The 26,143-nt window shown below is 68.4% G+C and carries 21 protein-coding genes; 7 read left to right on the top strand and 14 right to left on the bottom strand.

Annotated features, from left to right (window positions below; all coding sequences use genetic code 11):
- Positions 1–408 precede the first annotated feature (408 nt).
- Positions 409–1,401 (bottom strand): LysR family transcriptional regulator, encoded by a 993-nt coding sequence (locus AACL56_RS33740; RefSeq protein WP_339095023.1) that lies wholly within the window; start codon positions 1,399–1,401, stop codon positions 409–411.
- A gap of 89 nt (positions 1,402–1,490) precedes the next feature.
- Here AACL56_RS33740 and AACL56_RS33735 point away from each other — a divergent pair, with 89 nt between their 5' ends.
- The 4 genes from AACL56_RS33735 to AACL56_RS33720 are packed head-to-tail and all read left to right on the top strand — an operon-like array spanning position 1,491 to position 6,759.
- Entirely contained in the window at positions 1,491–2,699 is a 1,209-nt protein-coding gene (locus tag AACL56_RS33735; protein WP_339095021.1) for a CaiB/BaiF CoA transferase family protein, read from the top strand.
- Positions 2,700–2,724: 25 nt separating this feature from the next.
- Positions 2,725–3,996 (top strand): DUF1254 domain-containing protein, encoded by a 1,272-nt coding sequence (locus AACL56_RS33730; RefSeq protein WP_339095019.1) that lies wholly within the window; start codon positions 2,725–2,727, stop codon positions 3,994–3,996.
- Between the two features lie 31 nt (positions 3,997–4,027).
- Entirely contained in the window at positions 4,028–5,002 is a 975-nt protein-coding gene (locus tag AACL56_RS33725) for a Bug family tripartite tricarboxylate transporter substrate binding protein (protein ID WP_339095017.1), read from the top strand.
- Complete coding sequence (locus tag AACL56_RS33720) at positions 4,999–6,759, top strand: carboxylesterase/lipase family protein (RefSeq protein WP_339095015.1); 1,761 nt, start codon at positions 4,999–5,001, stop codon at positions 6,757–6,759. The genes AACL56_RS33725 and AACL56_RS33720 overlap by 4 nt, the downstream gene beginning before the upstream one ends.
- A 273-nt stretch (positions 6,760–7,032) precedes the next feature.
- Here AACL56_RS33720 and AACL56_RS33715 read toward each other — a convergent pair whose 3' ends face one another.
- The 10 genes from AACL56_RS33715 to paoA form a co-directional block, all read right to left on the bottom strand.
- Positions 7,033–12,777 carry an autotransporter outer membrane beta-barrel domain-containing protein gene (locus AACL56_RS33715; RefSeq protein ID WP_339095013.1) on the bottom strand — a complete coding sequence of 1,915 codons (5,745 nt, stop codon included), beginning with the start codon at positions 12,775–12,777 and terminating at the stop codon, positions 7,033–7,035.
- A gap of 461 nt (positions 12,778–13,238) precedes the next feature.
- Complete coding sequence (locus AACL56_RS33710) at positions 13,239–14,180, bottom strand: class I SAM-dependent methyltransferase (RefSeq protein WP_339095011.1); 942 nt, start codon at positions 14,178–14,180, stop codon at positions 13,239–13,241.
- A gap of 129 nt (positions 14,181–14,309) precedes the next feature.
- Positions 14,310–15,293 carry an aldo/keto reductase gene (locus AACL56_RS33705; RefSeq protein ID WP_339095009.1) on the bottom strand — a complete coding sequence of 328 codons (984 nt, stop codon included), beginning with the start codon at positions 15,291–15,293 and terminating at the stop codon, positions 14,310–14,312.
- Between the two features lie 58 nt (positions 15,294–15,351).
- Positions 15,352–15,753: a carboxymuconolactone decarboxylase family protein gene (locus AACL56_RS33700; protein WP_339095007.1), complete on the bottom strand. Its 402-nt coding sequence runs from the start codon at positions 15,751–15,753 to the stop codon at positions 15,352–15,354.
- The gene (locus AACL56_RS33695; RefSeq protein ID WP_339095005.1) at positions 15,750–16,235 is read right to left on the bottom strand and encodes a (R)-mandelonitrile lyase; all 486 of its coding nucleotides are present in this window, start codon (positions 16,233–16,235) and stop codon (positions 15,750–15,752) included. The genes AACL56_RS33700 and AACL56_RS33695 overlap by 4 nt, the downstream gene beginning before the upstream one ends.
- A 100-nt stretch (positions 16,236–16,335) precedes the next feature.
- Positions 16,336–17,187, bottom strand: coding sequence for an aldo/keto reductase (locus AACL56_RS33690; protein WP_339095003.1), 852 nt, complete (start codon positions 17,185–17,187; stop codon positions 16,336–16,338).
- A gap of 14 nt (positions 17,188–17,201) precedes the next feature.
- Positions 17,202–17,813: a flavodoxin gene (locus AACL56_RS33685; RefSeq protein ID WP_339095001.1), complete on the bottom strand. Its 612-nt coding sequence runs from the start codon at positions 17,811–17,813 to the stop codon at positions 17,202–17,204.
- A 22-nt stretch (positions 17,814–17,835) separates the two neighbouring features.
- Entirely contained in the window at positions 17,836–20,040 is a 2,205-nt protein-coding gene (gene paoC / locus AACL56_RS33680) for an aldehyde oxidoreductase molybdenum-binding subunit PaoC (RefSeq protein ID WP_339094999.1), read from the bottom strand.
- 3 nt (positions 20,041–20,043) lie between these two features.
- Positions 20,044–20,994 carry an FAD binding domain-containing protein gene (locus AACL56_RS33675; protein ID WP_339094997.1) on the bottom strand — a complete coding sequence of 317 codons (951 nt, stop codon included), beginning with the start codon at positions 20,992–20,994 and terminating at the stop codon, positions 20,044–20,046.
- Positions 20,991–21,638: an aldehyde dehydrogenase iron-sulfur subunit PaoA gene (paoA, locus tag AACL56_RS33670; RefSeq protein ID WP_339094995.1), complete on the bottom strand. Its 648-nt coding sequence runs from the start codon at positions 21,636–21,638 to the stop codon at positions 20,991–20,993. Before paoA ends, AACL56_RS33675 begins: the two co-directional genes overlap by 4 nt.
- 137 nt (positions 21,639–21,775) lie before the next feature.
- Here paoA and AACL56_RS33665 point away from each other — a divergent pair, with 137 nt between their 5' ends.
- Positions 21,776–22,786 (top strand): LysR family transcriptional regulator, encoded by a 1,011-nt coding sequence (locus AACL56_RS33665; protein WP_339094993.1) that lies wholly within the window; start codon positions 21,776–21,778, stop codon positions 22,784–22,786.
- A gap of 83 nt (positions 22,787–22,869) precedes the next feature.
- Here the strand turns inward: AACL56_RS33665 and AACL56_RS33660 are convergent, their stop codons facing one another.
- The 3 genes from AACL56_RS33660 to AACL56_RS33650 all read right to left on the bottom strand — a co-directional run bounded on the left by AACL56_RS33660 (position 22,870) and on the right by AACL56_RS33650 (position 24,647).
- Positions 22,870–23,661 (bottom strand): ABC transporter permease, encoded by a 792-nt coding sequence (locus tag AACL56_RS33660; protein ID WP_339094991.1) that lies wholly within the window; start codon positions 23,659–23,661, stop codon positions 22,870–22,872.
- Positions 23,658–24,272: an ABC transporter ATP-binding protein gene (locus AACL56_RS33655; RefSeq protein ID WP_339094989.1), complete on the bottom strand. Its 615-nt coding sequence runs from the start codon at positions 24,270–24,272 to the stop codon at positions 23,658–23,660. The genes AACL56_RS33660 and AACL56_RS33655 overlap by 4 nt, the downstream gene beginning before the upstream one ends.
- Before the next feature lie 195 nt (positions 24,273–24,467).
- Positions 24,468–24,647, bottom strand: a complete 180-nt coding sequence (locus AACL56_RS33650; RefSeq protein ID WP_339094987.1) for a PepSY domain-containing protein — start codon at positions 24,645–24,647, stop codon at positions 24,468–24,470.
- Positions 24,648–24,850: 203 nt separating this feature from the next.
- On the opposite strand from AACL56_RS33650, the gene AACL56_RS33645 reads away from it, so the two are divergent.
- Both AACL56_RS33645 and AACL56_RS33640 read left to right on the top strand, forming a co-directional pair.
- On the top strand, positions 24,851–25,246 hold the full coding sequence (locus AACL56_RS33645) for a hypothetical protein (protein ID WP_339094985.1): 396 nt from the start codon (positions 24,851–24,853) through the stop codon (positions 25,244–25,246).
- A 199-nt stretch (positions 25,247–25,445) separates the two neighbouring features.
- Positions 25,446–26,036 carry a phosphatase PAP2 family protein gene (locus AACL56_RS33640; protein WP_339094983.1) on the top strand — a complete coding sequence of 197 codons (591 nt, stop codon included), beginning with the start codon at positions 25,446–25,448 and terminating at the stop codon, positions 26,034–26,036.
- Positions 26,037–26,143: the final 107 nt, after the last annotated feature.

Genomic DNA, 26,143 nt, shown 5'->3' with positions numbered 1-26,143 from the left:
TTCTGCCTCCCTAACCTCGGCGGACATACGGATGCCGATCGCGAGCACAGCGCGAGGCGTCGTAGACGGCCGCAGCGCGGCACCCAGGGGCCTGACCGGTCCTCGTGGACGAAGGTTGCGCCATCCAGAGCGCACTTCAGTGCTCAGTACAGGCGCGGCCCCGGAATTCAAGATTGGCACTAGCAGCAAGTGAACCCCCCGTGACCGATAGGCCTCGCCCACAGAGAAGGGAGTGTGGAACCTAGCGAGGCAGGTATCTTTGCGCCGGATTCGACCTCGCAAGGGACAAGATCTCCACGTCTCCCTCTCACGATGCGGCGGTCACTGCGCCGGAGCTGCGCGCATCACCTCAGACACTCGATGAGGCTGCTCTTGTTCACGCACTGCGTGTGCGGCAATGAACGCCTTCTACGCCACCGGAGCCGCCAAAGCGCGACGACGTGGCGCTCCAAGGCGCGTGGCGGCGGCCTTTACTGCGTCGGCGAAGGCCAGCAGCACCTGGGGGCGCTCCATGCCGTCGCGACGAAGAAAGAGCCCGAAAGACGGCAGTGGCACCTTGGGCGCGATCTCGAGCCGCCGCACGCCGCCGCGCGCGATCTCGTCCATGGCGTGCTCCAGCCGCACCGCGCACAGCAGCGATGGGTCCTGTCGCATCAGTGCGCCGATGGTCACGGACGATATCGCCTCGATGACCGGCACGGGCGGCGTCGCGCCGTCATTCAGGAACGCCGTCACGAAGGCCTGGCGCACCAGCGTGTCCTTGGGCGGCAGCAGCCATGGCGAGGCGCCGAGGTCGCTCCATCGCAGCCGTCGACGGCCGCTACCGGGGCCGCCCTTGTGCGACGTTGAAGCCAGCACGCAAAGCTCGTCCTGCAGCATCGCGACGGGCTCCAGCAGCGGCGTGATGTCTGCGGCGATGAGCTCGGGCGTCACGGCACCATAGACACAATCGAGCTCGCCCGCCAGCAGGCGCTGGATCAGCTCATGCACCCGCCCTTCGCGAATCTGCACCGCGGCGCCAGGCATGCGTTCGCGCAGCCGTGCGATCGCCGCCGGCACGGTGGCCGTGACGGACGGCGCGCCCACGCGCAGCACGGCATGCGCGCCCTGCTGCATCGCGCCGACGTCCTCGGTGGCGCGCGCCAGCTGATTCAGCACCGACCGGGCATGGAAGACCGCTGCAGCGCCCAATGCGTTCGGATGAACGCCCTGATGGTTGCGCTCGAACAGACGCGCGCCGAAACAGGCCTCGATCTCGCCGAGCATCTTGCTGATGGCCGGCTGGCTCAGATGCAGCTGCGCGGACGCGCTTCGCATGGTCTCCGCCTCGGCGAGCACTGCGAGCAGTTCGAGGTGGCGCAACCGAAGCTTGCGCACGAGGCGGCCGGTGGTGGCGTCCATGGACTCTCCTTGTCTCTATTCCGAATCGTGATCACTCCCTCACGATTATCGAATTTTCAAGAATCGACGGCGGGGATAAGGTCCTGCCCATGCGCATCCAAGACAAAGAGACATCGACACCCGCCACCCCTCTCGAGGGCGTGCGCGTGCTGGACCTGGGCCAATACATCGCGGGCCCCGGGGCGGCAATGGTGCTGGCCGAACTGGGTGCCGAGGTGATCAAGGTCGAACCGCTGGCAGGCGACCAGGCCCGCCATATCGGCAGCTACGGGGAATCGATGATCCGGGCCTATAGCCGCGGCAAACAGTCGATCGCGCTCGATCTCAAGAGCGAGGCGGGCCGCGAGATCGCCTGGCGGCTGATCGGCCGCAGCGATGTGCTGATCCAGAACCTGCGACCGGGTGCCGTCGAGGCGCTGGGTTTCGGCCCGGCGGAGGTGCGCGGGCGCTTCCCGGCACTCGTCTACCTCTCGATCTCGGGTTTTGGCCACCACGGCCCGTCGAGCGAACGGCCGGGCTACGACATCGCCGCGCAGGCGGAGAGCGGGCTCATGTCCGTCACCGGAGAGGCCGACCGGCTGCCGCAGAAGGTGGGCGTACCGATCATCGACGCCGCCGCGGCCCACCTGGGCGCGCAGGCCGTGCTGGCGGCGTTGTACGGTCGGGCGCGCACCGGCCGGGGCGAGACGCTGCGCACGTCCCTGCTCGAGGTGGCGATGCACCTGCAAGCCACGACCTGGTGCGACTACCTGGGCGGTGCACCCGAGCCCACGCGCATCGGCGACGGCCAGCCCAACAACGCGCCTGCGGCCGAGGTGGTCCCCACGCGCGACGGCCACATCGTGTTGTCGGCCTACGCCGAGGACCATTGGGCCCGCTTCTGCCGGGTCGTGGGGCGCGAGGAACTGATCGCCGATCCCCGGTTTCGCAGCAACGCGTTGCGCGTGCAGCACCGCAAGGAGCTGAGGGCCGTATTGCGTGACTGCCTGTCGTCGATGAGCAGCGAGGAATGCGTCGCGCTGCTCAGCCGCAACCAGATCGTGGTCGGTGCCGTGCGCAGCTACGCGCAGGTGCTGCAGAGTCCAGATGTGCGCGCGAGCGGCATGCTGGTCGACGCGCCGGCGCCCGACGGCACGCGGCATGCCGCGCTGGCCTTGCCCTACACCCTGGGCGACGCGCCCCGCGCTGCCCCCCCGGCAGCCCCGGCCTGTGGCGACGACACCGACGCCGTGCTCGCCACGCTGGGCTTCGCCGCGGGAGAGATCGCCGAACTGCGCCAGCAGGGCGCCGTCGCCTGACGCATTCGAAGCAACCGACCTCCCGATGACACTCGACAGCCGATCCGATCTCGCCACGACGGGCGCCGAAGCCTGCGTGATCCAGACCCTGCCCCTTTTCGAGATGATGCGCATGCGCGCGGCCACCACGGCAAGACGTCATCCGACGCTCGGGTTCGCCTCCGACGAGCCTGGATCGTCCTGGCGCTGGGTCAACCAGTTCACCCACACCCACCGCAGGCTCGGCCCGGACGATCGCGAGGTCGTGAGCCCGAACAACGACACGGTCTACAGCAACGCGTGGATCGACCTCTCGCAAGGGCCGGTCCTGATCGAGTCGCCGGACATGGGCGAGCGCTACTGGACGCTGGGACTGCTCGACGCGTGGACCAATCCTTTCGCCTATGTCGGGCGGCGCACCACCGGCAGCCGCCCGCAGTGCACGCTGGTCCATGGCCCGGGCTGGCGCGGCGACATTCCTGCAGAGGTCACCAGCACCATCGCCGCACCCGGCGACGACGTGTGGCTCATCGGCCGCATTCTGGTCGACGACGACGGCCCCGACGCTGGGCGCGTGCGCTCGTTGCAGCAGGCCCTGCGCCTGCGACGCCTGGACGGCGGCGATGCCGCGATGCGCGTGGACGCGGCGCTCGACGGCCGGGACACCCGCATCCCCTCGGCGTCGCACTACCGCGCGGTGGTCGATGCGGCCTTGCGCGGAAATCCGCCGCCCGACGGCGAGTCGCTCTCCTGGCCGCCCGAAGACGATGCGTTGGCGGCAGCATTGCCGGGCGTGTACGAACGGCTGCGCACCGCAGGCCAGCCCCACGCGCTGGGCGGCGGCTGGGCCATCCCGGTGATGGTCCGCACGCACTGGGGCGACGACCACCTCACGCGGGCGCGCATTGCGCGCAACTTCATCGGGGCCCTGGGTGTCGATGAAGCCATGTACCCGACGGCCGAGGTCGACGTGGCGGGCGAGCCGCTGCACGGTGGCAGGCGCTACGAACTGCGCTTCGCGCCGGACCTCGGTCCGCGGGTCGACGCCTTCTGGTCGCTCACGATGTACCGACGCAGCGACTGCCTGTTCGTCGCCAACGCGATCGACCGCTACTCGATCGGCGACCGCACACCGGGCCTGCGCACCGAACCGGATGGAAGCATCGTCATCCGCCTGCAGGCCGATGACCCCGGCCCCGGTGCCAACTGGCTGCCCGCGCCGGCGGGCGAGCTCTTCTACGTGGTGCTGCGGCTGTACCAGCCCCGTGCGGAGCACCTGGAACTGCGCTTCGACTACCCGCCGATCCGCCCGATCTGACGAACGATTCAACAAGACGGAGACAAGGACCATGCACATCAACCGCCGCCACCTGCTCGCCTGCGCCGCTGGGCTGGCGCTGCCCTGGAGCCTGCACGCTTCCGCGCAGGCCTGGCCCACCCGGCCTGTCCGCCTCGTGTCGCCCTACGGCGCGGGCGGCTCGAACGACATCCTCACGCGCGTGCTCGGCGACTTTCTTTCGCGCCGCCTGGGTCAGAGCATCGTCATCGAGAACAAGGCCGGCGCCGGCACCCGCATCGCGAACGATTACGTGGCCAAGGCCGCGCCCGATGGCTACACGCTGCTGCACGCCGCGGCGCCGATCGCGATCGGCGAGGCGCTTTACAAGGACCTGACCTACGACGTGCACAAGAGCTTCACCGCGATCGGCAGTACGGCCATTGCGCCACTGTTCCTGGTGGTGAACGCCCAGGCTCCCTACAAGACGCTGACCGAATTCATCCGGCATGCAAAGGCAGACCCGAAAGGCGCCACCTTTGGATCGCCCGGCGCCGGCTCGGCCCCGCACCTCACGGCCGAACTGCTGCTGCGCGCGGCCGGCGCGAAGGGCATCGTGGTCCAGTATCGGGGCGACGCGCCGGCTTACACCGAGCTGCTGGCCGGCCGCATCGATGCCACGCTCACCGCGATCTCGACCGCAGTGCCGCACATCCAGGCCGGCAAGCTGCGCGTGCTGGGCGTGGCGAACGAGGAACGCACGCAGCTCTACCCCGACGCCCCGACCCTGCGCGAACAGGGCCTGCCCACCGTGGTCGGCTACGGCTGGTACGGCATGCTCGCGCCGGCCGGCACTCCGGCTGACGTGGTGACACGCCTGCACACCGAACTCAAGGCCGCCTTGGCCGACCCCGACGTGCGACGCAAGGCCGAAGCCGCCGGCCTGCAGTTGCGCGGCGGCTCACCCGCCGAGTTCAGTGCCTTCATCGCGAGCGAGACGCGCAAATGGGCGCAGATCATCCAGGCCGCACAGATCACCGCAGAATGACCGGCGCGCCTGAGCTCAGGAGCCGCGGCTGGCTCACCGTTGGCGCCGCGCTGTTGGCGCTGTGCCTCTGCGGTTGCGCGGCGCCCGGCCTGCGCGAGGCGGCGATGCAGCGCCAGACCACCTGGGGGCCGGTGACGGGCAGCGACGATTCCGCCGTGAGCGGCACCTGGAGCTGGAAGGGAGTGCCGTACGCGCAACCGCCAGTCGGCGCGTTGCGCTGGCGTGCACCGCGCGATCCGCAGCCATGGAGCGCTGCGCGCCCTTCCCAGGCTTTCGCGCCGGCTTGCGTGCAAACCCAGCGCCTCTACGGACCGGGCCTGAACAACCGCTACGACGAGACGGTGGGGAGCACCCTGGGCCGCACCGTGGGCGACGAGGACTGCCTGTACCTCAACATCTGGACCCCCGCGTCGCTCCCCGGCGCGCCACGGCCGGTGATCGTGTTCGTGCATGGCGGCAGCAACATCGCGGGCTACACCGCCGACCCGGTGTACGACGGTGCCGCATTGGCCAGGCACGAGGACGCCGTCGTGGTTTCCATCAACTACCGGCTCGGCATCTTCGGCTTTCTGGACGCCAGGGCACTCAAGACCGGAGTCCGCGAGGAGGATTCCGGCAACTTTGCCTTGCTGGACATCGTGAAGGCCCTCGAATTCGTCGCCGCGAACGCAGCGGCCTTCGGCGGCGACCCGCGGCGCGTGACGCTGATGGGCCAATCGGCCGGTGCCGTCAACGTCTATGCACTGCAGAGTTCTCCGATGCTGGTGGCGCGCGGGCGCGTCCTCTTTCACCGCCTGGCGGCCCTCAGCGGGGGCCTGTCCACCGCAGCGTCGCTCCCGTCCGGAGGCATTCCCGCCGTGCTGCCAGCGCCGGTATGGGCGGCGCGCGGCCAGGCCCTGGTGCTCGAATCGCTCGTGGCAGGCGGTCAGGCCGCCGACGAGACGCAGGCGCGCCAATGGGAGGCCGGCAGCAGCCCCGAGCGCACTGCCGCCTGGCTGCGCAACCTGTCGGCCGACACCCTGCTGCAGGTCGTGCGCACGCGGCTCGCGCCACGCGGCATGGCGGCAAGCAACCCGATCCCCGATGGATGGGTGCTCGCGCAGGACCCGATCATGGCGGTGCGTGCGGGCCGCTATTTGCGCATGCCGGTATTGGCGGGCCACACGCGCGACGAGACGAAGCTCTTTCCGCAGCTCTTCGCCCTGAGCCCGGCGTTGGGCGGCGCCAGCGGCCGCCTGCTGGACGACGGGGCCGTGTTTTCGCTCGCTGCACGCTACAACCCCGAAGCCCCGCCGCAGACCGCGCTGGAGCAATGGATTCCGCCGGCCTATCTGCCGGTGGGCACGCCGGACACCGGCTTCGATGCGCGCGCGCGACGCCTCGATGCCCTGTGGTTCTCGGCGATCCGAGACGACATGCTCGATGCACTGCGCACGCGCCAGGAGGCTGTCTGGGCTTACGAGTTCGAATGGGACCGCCTTCCGCCGCCCCTGGACCAGATCTTCGGTGCCGCTCACACCTTCGACCTGCCTTTCATCTTCGGCAATTTCGGGCCTTCGCTCTACTCGCGCTTCATGTTCACGCACGCCAATGCGCCGGGCCGGCTGGCACTGTCGGACGCGATGATGCGCAGCCTCGGGGCCTTTGCGCGGCGTGGCGACCCCAACGATGCTCGATCGGGCACGGTCTGGCCGCAGTGGCCCAGACGCCTGGTCTTCGATGCCGAGTTGCAGCACGCGGCGATTGGCGTGCGCTGAGCTGGAGCCGCGCGGCCAATCCGTTGGCGCACGACAGCAACTCCGCGATGCGAGAGGCCGTCGGTGCCAGTCGCAGATCCTGCGTCCGGTGGTCGAGCGCATCGCCGAGCCGCGCCGGGCGCGAGCGCTGTCACCCGCAGGCCCGATCCATCGGGCGTTGGTCCGCCATGAAATCGCGAGACCGGAGGGACGCTCGAAGCTCAGGCGGAAAGCCAGCGATTCATCGACAGCCGAGCACTCCGACCCACGCTGCGTGGGCGTCAAAGATGCGTGTCACCATTTCACCCGCACGCCGACCGAGCCGTTGACCGAGCTCCTGACCTTCGCGTCCCCGCCCGAGGCCCAGAGCTTGCCGATTTCGCCATAGACGCTGGTCGATGTACTCAGGGCCAGCGTGAAGCCGCCGGCCAGCTCGGAGCTGGTGCTGCCCGTCGGTGCCGCGATACCGGTCGCGGTCGTGCCGTTGACGAAGCGCGCGATGTCCGCACCGCCCGATGACTTGTACACGTTGAATCGGCCGTACGGTTGCAGCGTCCCCAGGCCGGTGTCGATTTCGCCCTTCACACGGACGCCTGCTCGCGCGATCCAGCCGCTATCGGCCTGCGGCTGCGCGATGGCGCCTGCGATGGCCGAGTTGCCCAGGTCCATGTGCTGGTGGATGAGCTGCAGTTGAGGCTCGATGTGCCAGCCGCCCGCACCGAGCGCAAAGGATTGGCCGATCTCGATCGAGCCCAGCAGGCTATGGCCCTTGCCTCCGACGCCCACGCTGGCGAGCGGCTCGACGGTGTAGCGGTGACGTCCCGACTGCACGACGGCATCGGCATGGAAACCGGTGTCGCTGGTGTAGGTGCCATACACGCCCACATACTGGCTGCGCAGGTCATTGCGGCCGACGGCCAGGTTCTGGATGCCGCTGGCAAAGCCGTTGGTGCGCGCGTCGCCGTCGAGCTGACCGACGTAGAGGCCGGCGCGCCAGCCAGGCATGGCCAGCAAGTCGGTGCCGGCCTGGAAGCCGGTCAAGCGGCCCTTGCTGGTCGGTGAGACGGCGCCGCCCTGGCGGATGTCGATGTCGGTCGAGAGCACGCGCGCCCACGCGCGGCGGTCCGAGCCGGTCGGCGAGGTGGCGGCGCCCTTCACATCGTCATCTCCCACGCGCTTGCGCAGGTCGCCCAGCATCGCGAGGTTGCCCTGGCGCAGCTGGCTCGGCAACGAGGCGTACAGCGCGGCTTCGGGGCGGTAGGTGACCACCGACGACCCTCCCATTGCTCCGGGCGTTGCAGCGTGGGCGGTGGAGCGCAGGAACCAGTTTTCGCCCGCGCCGCCCGCATCCGCTGCGTAGAGGCGGTATTCGTAGGCGCCCGCGTCGACGTGGCCGCCGGCCAGGCTGAACGCGTCCTTCGTGGTTTGCGCGGTGGTCGTGGCGCCCCCCTGCGCCGTCACCACTTCGATGCCGTTACCACTCGTGAGCGCACCCAGGCCGCCGAGGTTGGCGATCTGGACGCTGGTCTTGCCGGTCGCCGTTCCGCCGTTGATCACCAGGCGGTCCGAAGGACCGGTGCCGTTCAAGGCTGTGCCAAGCTTGAGCACGCCGTTGTTGCCGACGTAGTTGCCGTTGACCGTCAAGGTCGTGCCCGCTGCGGCGCCCGCCAGCGAGACCGTGCCGCCGTTGGCGAGCGAGGCGACCGTCTGATTGAAGCCCGCAAGATCCAGTGTCGCGCCTGCGGCCACGCTGTGCGCCGAGCTGGCGCTGAACGTTCCGGTCGCGGCCGCGCGCAAGGTGCCTTGAGCCACGTTCGTGGAACCGGTGAAGGTGTTGACGCCAGCCAGCGTCAGCGTGCCCGTGCCCTCCTTTGTCAGGAAGCCGCCGCCGCTGATGTCACCGCTCAGGGTGCCCGAGAACGCACCGGTGTCGATGACGGGGTCGCTCGTGCCCGTGAGCCGGATCGCGTTGGCGATGTTCACGCCATCGGCACTCAAGCCCAGTGTGGTGCCGTCGTCCATTGCGAGCGCGCCGGTGCCCAACGCCTGGCTGTGGCCTACGTCCAGGCGGCCCTCCTTCAGCGCGGTGCCGCCCGTGTAGGTATTCGCGCCCGACAGTGTGAGCTTGCCGCTGCCGACCTTGACGATCGAGCCACCAGCATCCGAAATCACCCCCGAAATCTCGGTGCTGGTATTGAGGCCACCGACGTTGAGCGTCTTGTTGCCCAGCAGCACCCGTCCCGCGCCTTGAAGTGAACCGATGCTCACGCCCGGCGTCGTGAGACTGCGAATGCGCACGACGCCGCCGGCGTTGTTGATGACTGTCGCCTTGTCGGCGGTGGCGGTGTCATAGATGTCCAGTGCGCCACCGACCTCGTTCGTGATGGTGGCCTGTCCTGCGGAACCGTTGTCAAGCAGGTTGGTTGCGCCGCCGACGTTGGTGATCTTCGCCTGCCCGGCTGTGGCGTTGTTCCAGATCGTGACCTGGCCTCCCCGGTTCTCGATCGTGGCATCGGCCGCCGTGGCGTTGTTTCCGAAGACGATGCTGCCTCCGGCTTGTGCCACCAGGGTGGCGCTGCCGGCCGAGCTCTTGTCGTTGAACTGCGCAAGGCCGCCGTTGACGACGCCGCTGCCTGCGGCCATCGCGATGTTCAGCGCCCCGGCGCTGGCAGTGCCGCTGAAGATAAGGCTGGCATTGCCAGCCACGTTCACCGGGCCTGTACCCAGAGCACCGGAGACGCTCGCATTGAGCGAACCTGCGTCGATGCGGGTGCCGCCCTGATAGCTGTTGGGCGCGGACAGCACCAGATCGCCATTGCCGATCTTGCGCAGCACCCCGCCGCCGCTCATCGTGCCGGCGTAGCTGCCTGGCACGGCCTGGTAGAAGTTGACGGTGGCGTTGTTGAGGATGTCTCCCCGCAGGCTGACAGTGTCGCCCTGCAGTACGCCGGCCGTGACGGTCGTGCCGCCCGTATAGATGTTGACGCCGGTGAGCACCAGTGTGCCGGCCCCCGTCTTGTTCAGTCCGTCCGAGCCTGTCAGGACGTTGGCAATCGTGGCCGTCCAGTTCGCGCTGGCGGCGCTGCCATCGCCCACGCGCACTTCGACCGGGACCACATGCGTCACATCGGCTGCCAGCGTGAGCGCGTCGCCCGTGAGCCGGTAGCCGTCCGACGCGAACTGCATGCCGCCGGCACGCACCGCCCCCGCGCCGTTGTCGATCGTGACCGTTCCGGGCGCCCCCCCGAAGACCGCGAATCCACCGGCAGGCTGCATCGGCGCAGTTACGCTGCCCGTGGCGTCCGTGAAATTCGAACTCGCCGCAGACCACGTGCCGCTACCGCCACCCATCTGGGTCTCGCTGGCCAGGCCGTTGGCGTTCCAGACATTCAGCGTGTAGCCCGCCGTGTGAACCAGATTGATCTGTTTGTCGACCGTGAGGATCTGCAGGCTGCTGCCAGCCGGCGGTGTGAAACCGCCATTGGTAAAACTGAGCGCGCCTTTGTAGCTGAACAGGTTGTACAAGCCCGGCCCCATGCCGCCTGCATCGACGACATTCAGCGTGCTGCTGTCGATGCTCAGGTTGCCGCCCACGGCGACGTTGTCGCCGAGTCCGAAAGACTGGAACGAAGAGCCGGGCGCACCGAATTCGAAGTTCAGCACGGCCCCCTTCTGCAGGGTCAGGTCGCCCAGCACGTTCAACGTGCCGATCGAATGCCCGGGCGCCAGCGTGGCGCCGCTCGACACCGTCGCATTGCCGCCGATGGTGCCGTGCCCGCCGAGGGTGGCGCCGGAGGCGACCATCGCGTCGCCGGCAATGCTGGCCTTCGAACCTGCCGTACCCCCCACGACCAGCGTTCCCGCGTTCACGGAAGTGGTGCCGGTGTAGCTGTTGATGCCGTCCAGCACCAGTTCCCCGACGCCTTGCTTGACCAGTGAGCCGCCTGCGCCGTCGATGGCCCCCGCATAGCCGATGTTGTCGGCCGTGCCGAGTGTGAGCGCCTTCGCGCCAAGCGAGATGCTGCCCGAACCACTGACGTTGCCGAGGGTGAGGCCGGAGGCCTTGGTGCCGCTCACATCGACATGGGCGGCGGCGCCGAGGGTGAGCGCGCCGCCGCTCGCGAGCGCACCGTTGCCGCTGAGGATCAGGTTGCCTGCGTCGAGTATGGTGCCGCCGGTGTAAGTCTGCGCATTGGTCAACGTCCAGCTGTCACCGGCGTCGGTGATGTGCAGCGCGCCACCGGTTCCCCCGCCGATCCCGCCATCGGCGATGACGCCGCCGAAGGTCGACACGCTGGCGCCGTTGTAGGTGGTGAGGGTCTTTCCGCCCAGCGCGATGCGGCCACCGCCCAGAATGAAGTTGGCCTGGCCGCCTGATGCGGCGAGCTGCGAGATGTCGAAGGTGGCACCCGTGGCGACGTTCAATGCGTAGCTGCCGATGTTGCCGGCGCCCTTCAGGGCGAGCGTTCCGGCGTCGACGAAGGTGCCGTCCGTGTAGTCACTGCCGCCGTTCTGGAGCGTGAGTGTGCCGCTTCCGGCCTTGCGCAGGGCACCGAAGACACCGTCGTTGCGAATGGCGCCCGTCATCGTCACATCGAAAGCGCCGGTATCGAGGGTCCCGTAGTTGACGACGTACACATCGCGCGCCAGCGTGAAGGAGGCACCGGCGCGCAGGCTCGCGTCGTTCACGCGCACGGCACCCGTCGGATCGCCGAGACTCGCGTCGCTCGACACCTGCAACGCGCCGCCCAGGATCGCCGTACCACCGGAGTACCCGTTGCTGTTGCCCAGCGTCACCGTTCCGGTTCCGGACTGGGTCAGCGCGCCGGTGCCCGAGATCACGCCGCTGAGCGTCGCGTCCACGCCGCCGCGCAGCGACAGGCCTCCAGCCAGAAGGTCCACCTTGTTCGACAGCGTCAGGCCCGCCGTCGAGAACTCGATGGCGCCGCCATTCGACCGGACGGTGCCCGTGCCGAGACCTGCGGCATCGTCGATCGCCGCAACCGCGCCATTGCGGAGCGCCGCATCCGAAGCGGCCGAGGCACCTCGCAACACCCACCGCCCGCTGTCGATGGCCAGATGATTGAAGTTCAGGTACTTGTCGTGGCTGATCGCGCCGTCCGTGGCCGTCCCCTGCACGAGCTTCAGCGTGTTGTCGCCGCCTGCCCCGCCGTCGACGAAGCCCGTTGCGGCGAAATGGAGGCTCCCGGCGCCCACGGCGACATCGACCGAGGGTGCAGAGCCGACCGCAGGCAGCAGTTTGGAATCGGTGGTCGCAACGAACGTGTTGGTGCTGTTCGCTCCGAGCGACACGCTGCCGTCGAGGATGCCGGCATTCGTGAACGTATTGCCCCCTGCGCTCGATTCCAACGCGACCCGGCCGGTGATGGTGCCGGTGTTGTCAACATGGACCTGTCCGCCGCCGTACAGTGCCATGACCCCGGCGTCCGCACCGACGAGCGTCGCACCGGTGATGCCTGTCGTGGCCATCGTCCCCGTGTTGGTGACCGAAGTGGTACCGCCATCCCCATTCTGGATCGTCAGCGCGAGCCCCGTGAGCCCGAGCGCGACGCCACTGGTGCCGCCCAGGATGCCGTTGTTGGTGACTGTTTGCGTGCTGAAGCCGGCGTTGCCCATGAAGACACCGGACGACAGCTTGCTCGGCGTCCCGCCCACCGCCGTTGGATCGATCTTCCCGTTGTTGGTCAACGTGAGGTTGGATCCGGTCAGTGACATCGCGATGCCGCCTACGCCGGACAGCACGCCGACGGTGGCGTTCGGGTTGACCGTGACATTGAGATTGTCCGTGCCGTTGCTGAAACTGGGCGCCAGGGGATTCGCCGCTCCGGAGCAAGTGATGCCCAGTGCGGAACTCGTGCATACGGCATATGCCGGGGAGCAGGCCATTCCCGCAAACGCCAGCAGCGCGGTCGCGACAGGACGACTCGCCGAAGACTTGCCATTGGCCTTGCTTGTCTCGGGCGCCGCAACCCACGCGCCCGCGGATGCATTCCAGACAGACTTGAATATTGTGTTCACCGCCACTCCCTTTGTGATCGGCGAGCCTATAGCGCCTCTTTCGAATGACCAATATCCGAAATCGGTGGTAATTGCCCGAGACGGCAACCGCGGCTAATGCATTCCTACTCGCTGGCTGGCTCGAGAACGATGGGAGGAAGAGCAACATCCAAGGTTGCTGCGCGCGGCGCGACAGCCCCGGCCTTCACGTTCTTGTCCACGATCTTCATCACCGCGTACTTGGATCGTCCAGGCTCCACTTACCCGCCATGTCCTCGACCGGTGGCTTCGTCTTCCTCATCTCCGCGGCAGTGACGTTGCCGCCCTCTCGGGCCGCCGCGACTCGGGCGATGAATTCGAGAGCTTGCACCACCGGATGTCGTTCATGGCGTGCCAGAGGCCCTCCTCCCGCACTCGAGCTGACTCATTGCGCGAGGCTGAAGTCGTCGACGCTGGCGCCAGATGCGCGAACGCGATTGCACTCATCGGTCGAGTGGAGGCGCCCGGTAAACAAGTACCTTCAGCGAGCGTTGGTCGCAGACGTCCGCAAAATCAGCCGGATTGGAAAGGCGCTCGACGAAGATGAGTTCCGGCGCCAGATTGGCCATGTGATCGAGCAGGAATGCCGGGCCCATCTCGGGAGCGTTGAGACAGAGCATCAAATGGCCGTCTGGCGCAAGAAGATCCGGAAGACGCTTGATCAGCCGTGCGTAGTCCTTGGTCGCGACAAAGCTGCCCTTCTGATAGCTTGGAGGATCCACGATGACCAGCTGGTAAGGCCCGCTGCGCGTGATCTTTCCCCATGAGCTGAACAGGTCGTGGGGAAGAAAGCTGGCGTGCTCCAGCACGTTGTTGGCACGGTGGTTCTGCTGTCCGATAGCCAAAGCGGCTTTGCTCATGTCGAGGTTGACGACATGCCGCGCGCCCGCCTGCAGAGCGACGACCGAGAATGCGCATGTATAGGCGAAAAGGTTCAGCACGCGCACCCGTGACTGCGCACCGGAGCGCGCCGCGACGTATTCGCGCACCCAGTGCCGTCCTTCGGCCATGTCCAGGAAAAGCCCGTGGTTCTGGCCCCTGCCGACATTCACGCGATAACGCGTCGCGCCTTCGGTGACCCAGTGCGGATCCGGCACCTCGCCGGACATCAGGCGCGTGTCGCTCTGGCCTTCGCGGCGGCACTGGAACACCCAGTCCAACGGCTGGCTCGGGGCAAGTTGGTCCCAGCGCGCTGCGAGTGCATCGCCCACCGCAGCCAATTCGTCTTCAGCCAGAGGCTTGAAGCTGGTCAGCACCCACACCGGTGGGAAAAAGTCCAGCGTGAGGTGCTCGCACCCGGGGTAGAGTCCGCCGCGTCCGTGGAAGACGCGCTTTGCGTCGGTGGGCAGCGCCGTCGTGGCGATGGCGTTGAGCAGGGGTTGCATCAAGCGGGTGGATGTTCGAAGAGAAGGGCTTCAATTCTGGCTTATTGGCGAACGGACCCACGCGGCGACGCTGGAGGAACATGACGCGCTCCAAGGCGTTCTCAACGAACGTCCGGCGCTGCTTCCCATCTACCTGCCTACGAGCTTTTGCCGATCCGCCGAGTACCGCGTGCCCTGTACCTGCACGCCGTCAACCGCTGCCTCGACTTGCGCAAGTTCGTCCGTCGACAACTCGACCGAGGCGGCTGCGGCGTTCTCTTCCAGCCGATGCAGCTTGGTGGTGCCGGGAATCGGCACGATCCAGGGCTTGCGGGCCAGCAACCAGGCCAGGGCCAGCTGCGCCGGCGTGACCTGCTTGCGCGCCGCAATGCCGGACAGCACGTCGACCAGCGCGCGATTCGCCTTGCGGGCTTCCGGCGCGAAACGCGGCACGGTGTTGCGGAAGTCCGCGGCGCCGAACGAGGTCTGTGCATCGATCGCGCCGGTCAGGAAGCCCTTGCCCAGCGGGCTGAAGGGCACGAATCCGATGCCGAGCTCCTCCAGCAGCGGAAGGATCTCCGCCTCGGGCTCGCGCCACCACAACGAGTACTCGCTCTGGAGCGCGGCAACGGGTTGCACCGCATGCGCGCGGCGGATGCTGTCGGCCCCCGCTTCCGACAGACCAAGGTGCCTGACCTTGCCTTCGCGAATCAGGTCCTTCACCGTGCCTGCGACCTCTTCCATCGGCACCTGCGGATCGACGCGGTGTTGATAGAACAGGTCGATGCGGTCGGTGCGCAGGCGCATCAAGGCTTCATCGGCCACCTTGCGGATGCGCTCCGGCCGGCTGTCGAGACCCTTGCCGGCGTCGCCGTCGCGAAAGCCGAACTTGGTGGCGATCACGACCTGGTCGCGCATCGGCGCCAGCGCTTCGCCGAGCACGCTTTCGTTCGCGAAGGGTCCATACGCTTCCGCCGTGTCGAAGAAGGTGATGCCGCGCTCGAAGGCCGCATGGATCAGCTTGACCGCGTCGGCCATGCCGGTGGCCGGCCCGTACCCGTAGCTCAGTCCCATGCAGCCGAGGCCGAGGGCGGAAACCCGCAGGCCACTGCGGCCGAGTTCTCTTTGTTTCATGGTTCGATCTTTCCTGTGCGGTTTCCAGTTGAATGCCGAGCAGCCGCCCGGGCCGTGTTCATGGCTTGCCGAACACCTCTTTCGCGACCCCGATGGCGGTCACGGCGCTCGGCCAGCCTGCATAGAAGGCGAGATGCGTGATGGTCTCGATGAGTTCTTCCTGCGTCACGCCGTTGTCGCGCGCGCGGACCATGTGCGGGCGCAACTGCTCGGGCCGGTTCATGGCGATGAGCGCGCTCACGGTGACCAGGCTGCGGTCCCGCTTCGACAGCCCCGGCCGTTCCCAGACGTCGCCGAACAAGACGTCGTCGGTGAGTTCGGCGAACTTGGGCGATATCTCGCCGAATTGCCGCTGGGCGGGTGTCTGGGGTTTCGCGGCCGCCGGCGCCTGGGCAAAGGCAGGGACCGCGGCCGACAGGGCGAGCGCGACGGCAACAAGGGAGGCGGTGACGGATTTCATGGTTGCGTTGCGTACTGGGTGTCGCTGACTTTCTCCAGCCAGTCGACGGCCTTGCCGTCCGCCTGTTCGGTGATCGCGATGTGGGTCATCGCGGTGGTGGGCGCCGCGCCGTGCCAGTGCTTCTGGCCCGCTGGAATCCAGACCACGTCGCCGGGCCTGATCTCCTGCACCGCGTCTCCCCAGCGCTGCACGCGGCCGGCACCCGCGGTGACGACGAGCGTCTGGCCCAGCGGGTGCGTGTGCCACGCCGTGCGCGCACCGGGTTCGAAGGTCACGTAGGAGCCGGTCGCGCGAGTGGGACCGTTGGGTTTGGGGAACAGCGGGTCGATGCGGACCGTGCCCGAGAAGAACTCCGCCGGCCCCTTGGCCGATTGCTGCGAGCCGTTGCGCGCGATCCGCAGTCCGGTCTGGTTCTTGTCGTCCTGAGCGAACGCGGAGGCAGCCATCGAGAGCGAAATGGCGGTCATGGCGAGAGATTTCATGAACAGTCCCGTTGGTTTGCAAACGAGGTGCGAAGGTGTTGCCCGGCGCGCGCAAAGAGGCCGAGGCGGCCGTCCGCCGGCGGTGTCGGATCGGGCGCCTTCACAGCTCGAGCCGCCGTTCGCTCATCCACTTGACGATGGCCGGGTCGCGGTGAGAGAAGAAGCTGCTGGTGGCGCTGTCGAGCGTCGTGATCTCGGCCATGTCGTCCGCGCTCAGCGCGAAGTCGAACACATCCAGGTTCTCCTGCATGCGTTCCTTGCGCACCGACTTCGCCAGCGCCACGATGCCGCGCTGGACGAGCCATCGCAGCACGACCTGGCCAACCGTCTTGCCATGGCGCGCGCCGATGGCGAGGAGGCGCTCGTTCTGGAAGAGGTTGTTGCGTCCTTCGGCAAATGGCGCCCAGGCTTCGGCCTGCACGCCGTTGTCGCGCATGAAGGTGGCACTGTCGGCCTGCTGGTGGAAAGGATTGACCTCCACCTGATTGACCGCCGGAGGAATCTCGTTGAAGGCCATGATGTCCATCAGCCGGTCCGGCTCGAAGTTGCTCACGCCGATGGCGCGCAGCTTGCCGGCCTTGCAGGCTTCTTCCATCGCCCGCCAAGAACCGTGCACGTCGGCATACGGCTGGTGGATGAGGTAGAGGTCGAGGTAGTCCAACTGCAGCCGGCGCAGCGACTTGTCGATGGCGTCGCGGGTGCGTTCGTAGCCGGTGTCCTGCACCCAGAGCTTGCTCGTGACGAACAGTGCCTCGCGCGCCACGCCGCTGTTGCGAATGCCCTGGCCCACGGCCGCTTCGTTCATGTAGGACGCCGCGGTGTCGATGAGCCGGTAGCCCGACTCGATGGCGTCGACGACGCTGCGCTGGCACTCGCCGGGGTCCGGAATCTGGAAGACGCCGAAGCCGAGGATAGGCATCTGGAGCCCGTTGTTGAGGGTGACGTGTTGCATGGTGTTCCTTTGTCTCAGGGTTTGTTGGCCGTGGCCGTGGCCGGCGCGCTGCGCAGCCATGCATTGACCCGGTCCATGGTCTGGCGCTCCTGGTCCGCCTGCATCGAGAAAGCGGCCTGAAGCCTCGCCTTCGGTGCGTGCCGAGCGACGACCTGCTCGCTGCTGCCCAGCCCATAGCCACCGTGGGTGATGAACGGGATGACGGCCTTGCCGGCAAGGTCGTGCGCGGACAGGAAGCTGCGCACGATGGACGGCGCGGTCTCGCCCCAGACCGGAAAGCCGAGGAAGACCGTCGCGTAGGCGGCGATGTCCGGCACCCTGGCCGCGAGTGCCGGCTCGGTGTTCCGGTCGCGCTCCTGGCGGGCCCGTTCGACGGTCGCCAGGTACTCGTCGGGATACGGCGCCGCCGGCACGATCTCGAACAGGTCCGCACCGAACGCACGCTGGATCAGGCCTGCAACCACGCGCGTATTGCCCGACCGCGAGAAGCAGGCCACCAGGACGGGCCCGGCGGGGCGGGAGACCGGCAAACCCGCAGCGGTCGATGCCTGGGCGCCCTGCCCGAGCGGCAGGCCGGCAAGGCCTGCCATCAGCGCGCGGCGGGAAGGCTGGGGTACGGTCTTCATCGGCGAGGCCATCCGGTTCGCATCAGGCCGCGGAGGACGTGGACGACGGCATGCGCCCGATGAGCTTGTCGAGCGTGAGCGGGTAGTCGCGCAGGCGCACGCCGGTCGCGTTGTAGACGGCGTTGGCCACGGCCGCGCCCACGCCGCACAGGCCGAGCTCGCCGACGCCCTTGGCCTTCATCGGCGAGGAGACCGCATCCGCCTCGTCGAGGAAGATCACTTCCTGGTGGGGAATGTCGGCGTGCACCGGCACTTCGTAGCCCGCCAGGTCGTGGTTCACGAAGAAGCCCTGCCGCTTGTCGACCGCGAGCTCCTCCATGAGCGCACCGCCCACGCCCATCGTCATCGCGCCGATGACCTGGCTGCGCGCGGACTTCGGGTTGAGGATGCGCCCCGATGCGCACACCGCCAGCATGCGGCGCACGCGCACCTCGGCCGTGTAGGCATCGACGGCCACCTCGACGAAGTGCGCGCCGAAGGTGGACTGCTGGTACTGCCTGCTCAGCTCGGCGAACTCGATCGCGTCCTCGACCACGAACCCGCTGTCGCCCGCCAGCTCGGCGAGCGCGACGTTGCGCCCGCCGGCGCGAACCATGCCGTCGGAGAACGCTGCGCCCTCGACTGGCAGGCCCGCGCGCTGCAGCACGGCTTCGCGCAGCTTCACGCAGGCGGCATACACGCCGGCGGTGGAGCAGTTGGCGCCCCACTGGCCGCCCGAGCCGGCGGACACGGGGTACGAGGAATCGCCGAGCTTCACCACCACGCGCTCGAGCGGCACACCCATCATCTCGGCGGCCGTCTGCGCAATGATGGTGTAGCTGCCCGTGCCGATGTCCGTCATGTCGGTCTCGACGGTGACGATGCCGCGGCCATCGAGCCGCACGCGCGCGCCCGACCTGGTGACCTGGTTGTTGCGGAAGGCCGCGGCCATGCCGATGCCGATCCAGTGGCGGCCTTCGCGCCGCATCGCCGGCCTGGCGCTGCGCTGCGCCCAGCCGAAGGTCTTCGCACCCAGGTGCATGCATTCGATGAGCTGGCGTTGGGAGAAGCGGCGCTCCGGCTTGGCCGGATCGACCTGCGTGTCGTTGAGCACGCGGAACTCGATCGGGTCGAGGCCAAGGCGCTCGGCCATCTCGTCCATCGCGATCTCCAGCGCCATCAGGCCCGGGGCCTCGCCGGGCGCGCGCATCGCGTTGCCCTCGGGCAGGTCGAGCACGGCAAGCCGCGTTCCCGTCAGCCGGTGCGCGCCCGCGTAGAGCAATTGCGTCTGCTGCACCGCGTTCTCGGGCTTCCCGTTCACCAGGTTGCCGGACCAGCTCTCGTGCCCGATCGCGGTCAGCCTGCCCTGTTTCGTCGCACCCAGCCGGATGCGCTGGATGGTCGCGGGACGGTGCACGGTGTTGTTGGCAATGAGCGGGCGCTGCAGCGCCACCTTGACGGGGCGCCCGGCCATTCGCGCGCCGAGCGCCGCCAGCACCGTGTCGGCGCGCAGGAACAGCTTGCCGCCGAAGCCGCCGCCAACGAACGGCGACATCAGGTGGATCCTGTCCTTCGGCATGCCGAGCGTGGCCGCCAGGTCGGACACGGTCCAGTCGATCATCTGGTTCGACGTCCAGATGGTGAGCCGGTCGCCTTGCCAGGCGGCGGTGGTCGCGTGCGGCTCCATCATGGCGTGCGATTGGTCGGGCGTGCTGTAGGTCTGGTCGAGCTGCACCTCGGCCCCGGCGAAGGCGGCGGCGAAATCGCCGACCTTGTTGTCGCGGTCGGTCGTCTTCGCCTGCGACGACTTCGCGCCGTGCAGGTCGAAGGCCCCTTCGGCGCGGGCATAGCTCACCTGCAGCAATTGCGCTGCCGCGCGCGCCTGCTCGAAGGTCTCGGCCACCACGAGCGCAATGGCCTGGTGGTAGTGGTCCACGCCCGGCCCGCCGAGCAGCCTGGCGGTATTGAACTGGCCCTTGCCGAGCTGGCCGGCGTTTTCCGCGGTGACGATGGCGATCACTCCCGGCGACGCCTTCGCGCGCTTCTGGTCGATCGAAACGATCCGGCCCTTGGCAATGCCGGCGCCCACGACATAGCCGTAGGCCGCTCGGGGCGCTGCGTCATGGCGCTCGTAGGCGTAGGGTGCGGTGCCGGTGACCTTGAGCGGCCCGTCGATGCGGTCGACCGGCTTGCCGATGACCTTGAGCTGGTCGATGGGATTGGTGGTGGCGGGAACATCGAATTTCATCGTTCAGCTCCTTGCATCCGCGAGGACGGCGTCGAGGGTGCGCTCCACCAGCGTCACCTTGAATGCGTTGTGCTCGCTCGGGCGCGCGTCGGCGAGCAGCGCCGCGGTGACGGCCCCGGCGCCGCGCGGCAGTTCGCGCTCGGCGGCTTCGATGCGCCAAGGCTTGTGCGCGACGCCGCCCAGCGCCACGCGGCCGGTGCCGTCGCGCTGCACGATGGCCGCGACCGACACCAGCGCGAAGGCGTACGACGCGCGGTCGCGGACCTTGGCGTAGAAATGCCTGCCGCCCACCGGCGCCGGCAGCCGCACGGAGGTGATCAGCTCTCCGCGCGCCAGCGCGGATTCCACCTGCGGCGTGCGCCCGGGCAGGCGATGGAAGTCGGCGATGGGGATGGTGCGCCGCGTGCCGTCGGGCCGCATGGTTTCCACCGCCGCGTCGAGCACGCGCATCGCAACGGCCATGTCGCTCGGGTGCGTGGCGATGCACGCGTCGCTCGTACCCACGATCGCGTGCTGGCGGTTCACTCCGCCGATGGCCGTGCAGCCGCTGCCGGGCTGGCGCTTGTTGCAGGCCATCTGGGTATCGTAGAAGTAGGGGCAACGCGTGCGCTGCAGCAGGTTGCCGGCGGTGGTCGCCTTGTTGCGCAATTGGCCCGATGCACCGGCCAGCAGCGCGCGCGACAGCACGGCGTAGTCGCGCCGCACGGTGGCATGGGCGGCCAGATCGGTGTTGCGCACCAGTGCGCCGATGCGCAGCCCGCCGTCGTCCGTCGGTTCGATGCGCTCGAAACCCAGGCCGTTCACGTCGATGAGGTGTGCCGGCGTTTCGATCTCCAGCTTCATCAGGTCCAGCAGGTTGGTGCCCCCCGCGATGAAGCGCGCGCCCGGCGTGCGCGCCGCGGCCGCGATGGCTTGCGCGGGCGAACTCGCCCGTTCGTAGCTGAAGCTTTTCATGCCTTGCCTCCCGGGTTCGCGCCTGCGACCTCGGTGATCGCATCGACGATGTTGCTGTACGCGCCGCAGCGGCAGATGTTGCCGCTCATGCGCTCGCGCAGCTCGGCCGCGGACAGCAGCGGGCGTGCCGTCAGGTCGCTGCTCACGTGGCTCGGAATGCCTTGCTCGATCTCGCCCAGCACGCCGACGGCGGAGCAGATCTGGCCCGGCGTGCAATAGCCGCACTGGTAGCCGTCGTGCCTGACGAAGGCGGCCTGCATCGGATGCAGGTTTCCCGGCTGGCCCAGGCCCTCGATGGTCGTGACGGCGGCGCCTTCGTGCATCACAGCCAGCGTCAGGCAGGAATTGATGCGCCGGCCGTCGACCAGGACGGTGCAGGCGCCGCACTGGCCGTGGTCGCAGCCCTTCTTCGTGCCGGTCAGGTGGAGGTGTTCGCGCAGCGCGTCGAGCAGGCTCGTGCGGGTGTCGAGCACCAGCAGCCGCGGCCGGCCGTTGACGACGAGATTCACGGGCGTCGCCGCCGGCGTGGCCGCGGGTGCGGCAGCAGCCGTCGAGGCGCCCGAAAGCGCCGGCACGGATGCGGAGGCAGCGCCAGCTTTCAGCAGGCCGCGTCGGGAAATCTGGAAAGCATCGTGGGTTGTCATGGCGTTCCTGTCCGGGTGGAGGGCGGTTGAGCGGATGGGATCCAGCCACTTTAGGCCGCACCCTCCTCCGGAACTAGCCCGCAAACGGTTGCCGGACTGACAAGTGCAACTTGATAATGAACGTTTGAAAGGACCCGATGCCGATCAACGAGCTGCGCTCCATCGCCACTTTCGTGAAGACGGCCGAACTCGGCAGCCTGCGCCAGGCCGCGGCCGCGCAGGGCATGACGCCGCAGGCCGCGAGCCAGGCGCTGGCGCAGCTGGAGAAGCACCTGGGGGTGCGGCTGTTTCACCGCACGACGCGCAGCATGTCGCTGACCGACGAGGGTCGGCATTTCCTGGAGGCTGCGCAGGCGCCCTTGCTCGGCATGCAGCAGGCCCTGGAAACCACGCGGCAGGCCAAGGACGGCATTGCGGGGCCGCTGCGCGTGGTGGGCCCGCTGTCCGTGTTCGCACCGGTGCTGTGGCCGCTGCTGGACACCTTCTGCCGCCGCTATCCGGAGGTGCAGCCCGACGTGCAGCTGGACGACCGCATCGGCAACTGGGTCGAGGATCGGGTCGACGTGGGATTTCGCATCGGGCCGTCGCCGGTGGATGGCGTGATCGGGCGGCGCCTGTTCACCTTGCAGCTCATCATCTGCGCGTCGCCGGCCTACCTGGAGCGGCACGGCGTGCCGGCCAGCCTCGGCGCGCTTTCGGGGCACCGCTGCAGCGCCTTCCGCAATCCAGGCACGGGACGCGTGCTGCCCTGGTACGTCAGAAGCGGCGAAGAACTGGTCGAGCATCACGTCGTGCCTGCGCTGACGGTGAACGACGAGGCGCTGGAAACCGAGGCGGTGCTGGCCGGCCACGTGATCGGCCTGCTGACCGGGGTTGCGGCGGCGCCCCACATCCGCGCGGGCCGTCTCGTGCCGATACTTCTCGAGCACGTAGCCGACAGGGCGGGCGTGTTCGTTTACTACGGAAATCGCACTTCGTTGCCGGCCCGGGTGCGGGCATTCATCGACATGGCGATCGAATTGCTGGCGGACAACCCCGCCTATGTGCTTGGCAGCGACGAACTGGTGGCCGCGCACGAAGCCTGGGCACGCTCCGTGCGCAACGCGCCAGGCAACCTTGGTCGATCCGACGACGAGGGAGGCCATTGATCGGCGAGCCTGCCCGCTCGCGTGATGGAAACAGGCGCCGCCGAGCGTGCCAACCGAATCGGATGCGACGCGATGGCCGCGCGTCAGCGCAGCCGGTCGGACCGCAGCCGCTGCCGCTCGTCGGTCATCGATCGTGCCGCCATGTAGACCACGCCTGCCGCGGCGAAGCCACCGGCACCCGTCAGCAGGAACAGCAGCAGGATCTGGTACTTGGCCGCTTCGATCGGGTCCATGCCGGCAAGGAGCTGGCCGGTCATGATGCCGGGCAGCGTGATCAGGCCCGCTGCGGACATCTGGTTGACGATGGGAATCATCCCGCGCCGAATCGACGAGCGCGTGAGGTCGGCCACCGCTTCATGGAACGTCGCGCCCAATGACAGCTTCGCCTCGATCGCGGCGCGTCCGGCGGTCACGCCCTCGAAGAAGCTGTCCAGACCGAGGCTCGCGGAATTGAGCACGCTCCCGAGCACGATGCCCATCAACGGAATGGCGTAGCGCGGGTCATACCAGGGCTGCGGCCGGATGGCGGTCATCAATGCCAGCACCACGGTTGCCACGCTCGACAGGCCCACCGCCACCGCGCCGATGCGGAAGTTGCCCGCCCCTTGCAGCCGCCGGGTCGGACGCACCGCCACTTCGCGCGCGGCGGCGAGGACCATCAGCACGATGATGACCGAGGTGGCGACCGGCGATGCGGCGGCGAACACGACGCGCAGCACAAGACCGACCAGCAACAGTTGCACCACCATGCGAGCCGCAGCCACCAGCACCTGCCGATGCAGCCGCAGGTGCAACAGCAGCGAGGCACCGGCGTTCAGCAGCACCAGCAACGTCGCCAGCGCGAGATCGGCGGCATCGAGATGGATGGTGGTCATGCGCTGCGCAGGACGAAGCCGTCCATCTCGAGACGACGGTGTGCAATGCGCCCGGCCTGCTCGCTCGAATGCGTCACCATCAGGATGCCCAGGCCTGCGGCCATCTCCTGCTGCAGGAGGCGCTCGACCGCCAGCGTGGTGGCCTGGTCGAGCGAGGCGGTCGGTTCATCGAGAAGCAGTACGGAAGGCTTGCGCGACAGCGAGCGCAGCAGCGCCAGGCGTTGACGTTCTCCGGTGGAAAGCCGGACGACGTCGCCGGACGCAATGTCGCTCGGCAGCCCGACGTCGTTCAGCCATGAAGGCAGCAGCCTCGACGCTTCCGCGGGGAAATGCTCTGCCACGGTGGCGCCCCACCAGGCAGGCTCGGCAGCCTGGTAGATGACACGCCGGCGCCACTCGGGACCCGACCAGGTGTTGCGGTCCCGGCCGTCGAGCGTGACGGCGCCCTCGCCCTGGTCGAGGTCGGCCACCAGGCGTAGAAACACGCTCTTTCCGGAGCCCGACTTGCCGAGCACGCAGACGCATTCGCCCCTGCCCAGGTCCATGTCGATGGAACCGCCGCGCAAGGTGCGCAGACCTCGCACGACGAGAAGCGCTTTCGAACCCGTCATGCGGCGAACGCGCGCGAACCGGGCGCGGGCCCGAGACACCCCGGCCCGGCTTTGTCGCGAATCGCCACCCTTTGCGATGAGCGGACGCGGTGCGGGTGATGAGCGCTGGTGGTGGCTTGCATGACGGTGCGGCTCATCATAGGCAGGCGCGAAAGCCGGACACGTTCGCTCGGTCATCCCGCCTGGGGTCGCGCGTCATGCACCGCGTCGCGATCGGCCGGACCGCTCCCGGCGCGCGACGAGGCGCCTGCGAGCCCATACCCAGACGCCGGTGACTGCAAGCACGGAAACGGCCACGCCGATCATTGCCACGACGATCCTGTAAGGCATGCCGAAGACGCGCGCCATGTGCAGCGCGGCCAGCCATTCCTCCACCGCGTTGCCGGCCGTCGGGCCGGCGAACCCGAGGGTGGCGCTTCATTTCGCTGAGCTCAAGGTTCGACTCACCCGCGTCACAAACCCGCCTTCGAAATATCGCCCGCCCCGATCAGGCTTCGTTCATATCGGGCTCCTAGCATTCGTGCATGCTGCTTGCACGCGTCCGCCTTTTTGCTGAAGCACACCACAGGCTGTGGTGCATGGCGGGCATCCTGTTGATCTTCCTGCAGCCCTTCATTGCGGTGCACTTCCGCTGCGACGGGCTGGAGGACGAGCCGATGCTGCGCGTGCGCAGCGCCAGCGAAACCTCGCAGTTCGAGGCCGACGACCGCGCCGACCACCCTGCCGACCGTGAGACCACGGTGTTCGCGCAGGCACCGGCCAGCATCGACCAGCCCGATGTCCTGGACTTCGCACTGAGCGGCCTGATGGCCATGGTGCTCGCGATGCTGCCGCTGGTGCTGGCGGCGGGCCGGTTAGCGGCGCCTGTCGTGCGCGAAGCCCCCGAGCACGTGCCGCCGCACGGCGGTGCACCGCCTCCCGCGGTTCCCTGGCGGCGCCTGCCGCCGCCTGCTGTCCCGCCCCTCCCCGCCTGAGAAGCGAACGGCGCCCTGTGCGTCGCACCGCCCCGCTGTTTGACGTCGTGCGACGTCAGGACGTGTCACGCCCCGTACGCAGCGCGGCCTTCCTTCCTCGTCGAAAGGTTCTGACCATGTCCAGCTTCATCAGGTGTGCACGGCGCGCCGGGCGCCAGCTTGCGCCGATGTTTTTCCGCGGCCTGCCCGGAGCGGCGCCATGAATGCGTCGAACCTTGCGCTGTTCCAGTGGCTCGCAGCCGGCAGCCAGCCAACACCGTGGGTGCTTTCCGTGGCTTCGGCCCTCGCGCTGTGGGGCGCGTGGCTCAGCGCGGCCGTGCTCGGGGTGGCGCTGTGGCGACACCGCACCGACCGCGCCTACCTGTGCGTCGTCGCAGCGGCGGCGGGCCTGGCCTCGCTGCTGTCGCATGCCATCGCGATCCAGCTCGACGTGCCTCGTCCCTTCGTGCTGGGGCTGGCGCCCGCGTACATCGCGCATGCGGGCCGCGGCTCGCTGCCGAGCACGCACGCGACCGTGATGTTCATGGTGGCGGCCGCTTTCCTGCTGCGCCCCAGCCTGCGCCGCCTGGGCCTGCCGCTGCTGGCGGTGGCCACCGCCACCGGATGGGCGCGCGTGTACGTGGGCGTTCATTTTCCGCTCGACATCGTCGCGGGGTTGCTGCTCGGCGCGACGGTCGCCGGAGCGCTCGCCATCGGGCTCCGGGTCTTTCATCTTTTCGCGGCGCGAGCGGTCCACAGCGCCGACGTCGGCGTCGGCAGCGCGGATCGCTCGCCTTGGAGGCATTCATGATTTCACCGATCGCCGCCAGGCATTCGCGCGCCGGGTCGGGTGCACGCATTCCGCTCGATCGCCCGGCGCCCGCGGCGTCCGAAGCGGCGCAGGCAGCCACACAGACG

The organism is Variovorax paradoxus, from assembly GCF_902712855.1.
In the GTDB taxonomy this organism is placed as follows: Bacteria; Pseudomonadota; Gammaproteobacteria; order Burkholderiales; family Burkholderiaceae_C; genus Variovorax; species Variovorax paradoxus_Q.
The sequence above is the reverse complement of the archived record's forward strand: the minus strand, read 5'-3'. Positions and strand labels throughout refer to the sequence as shown.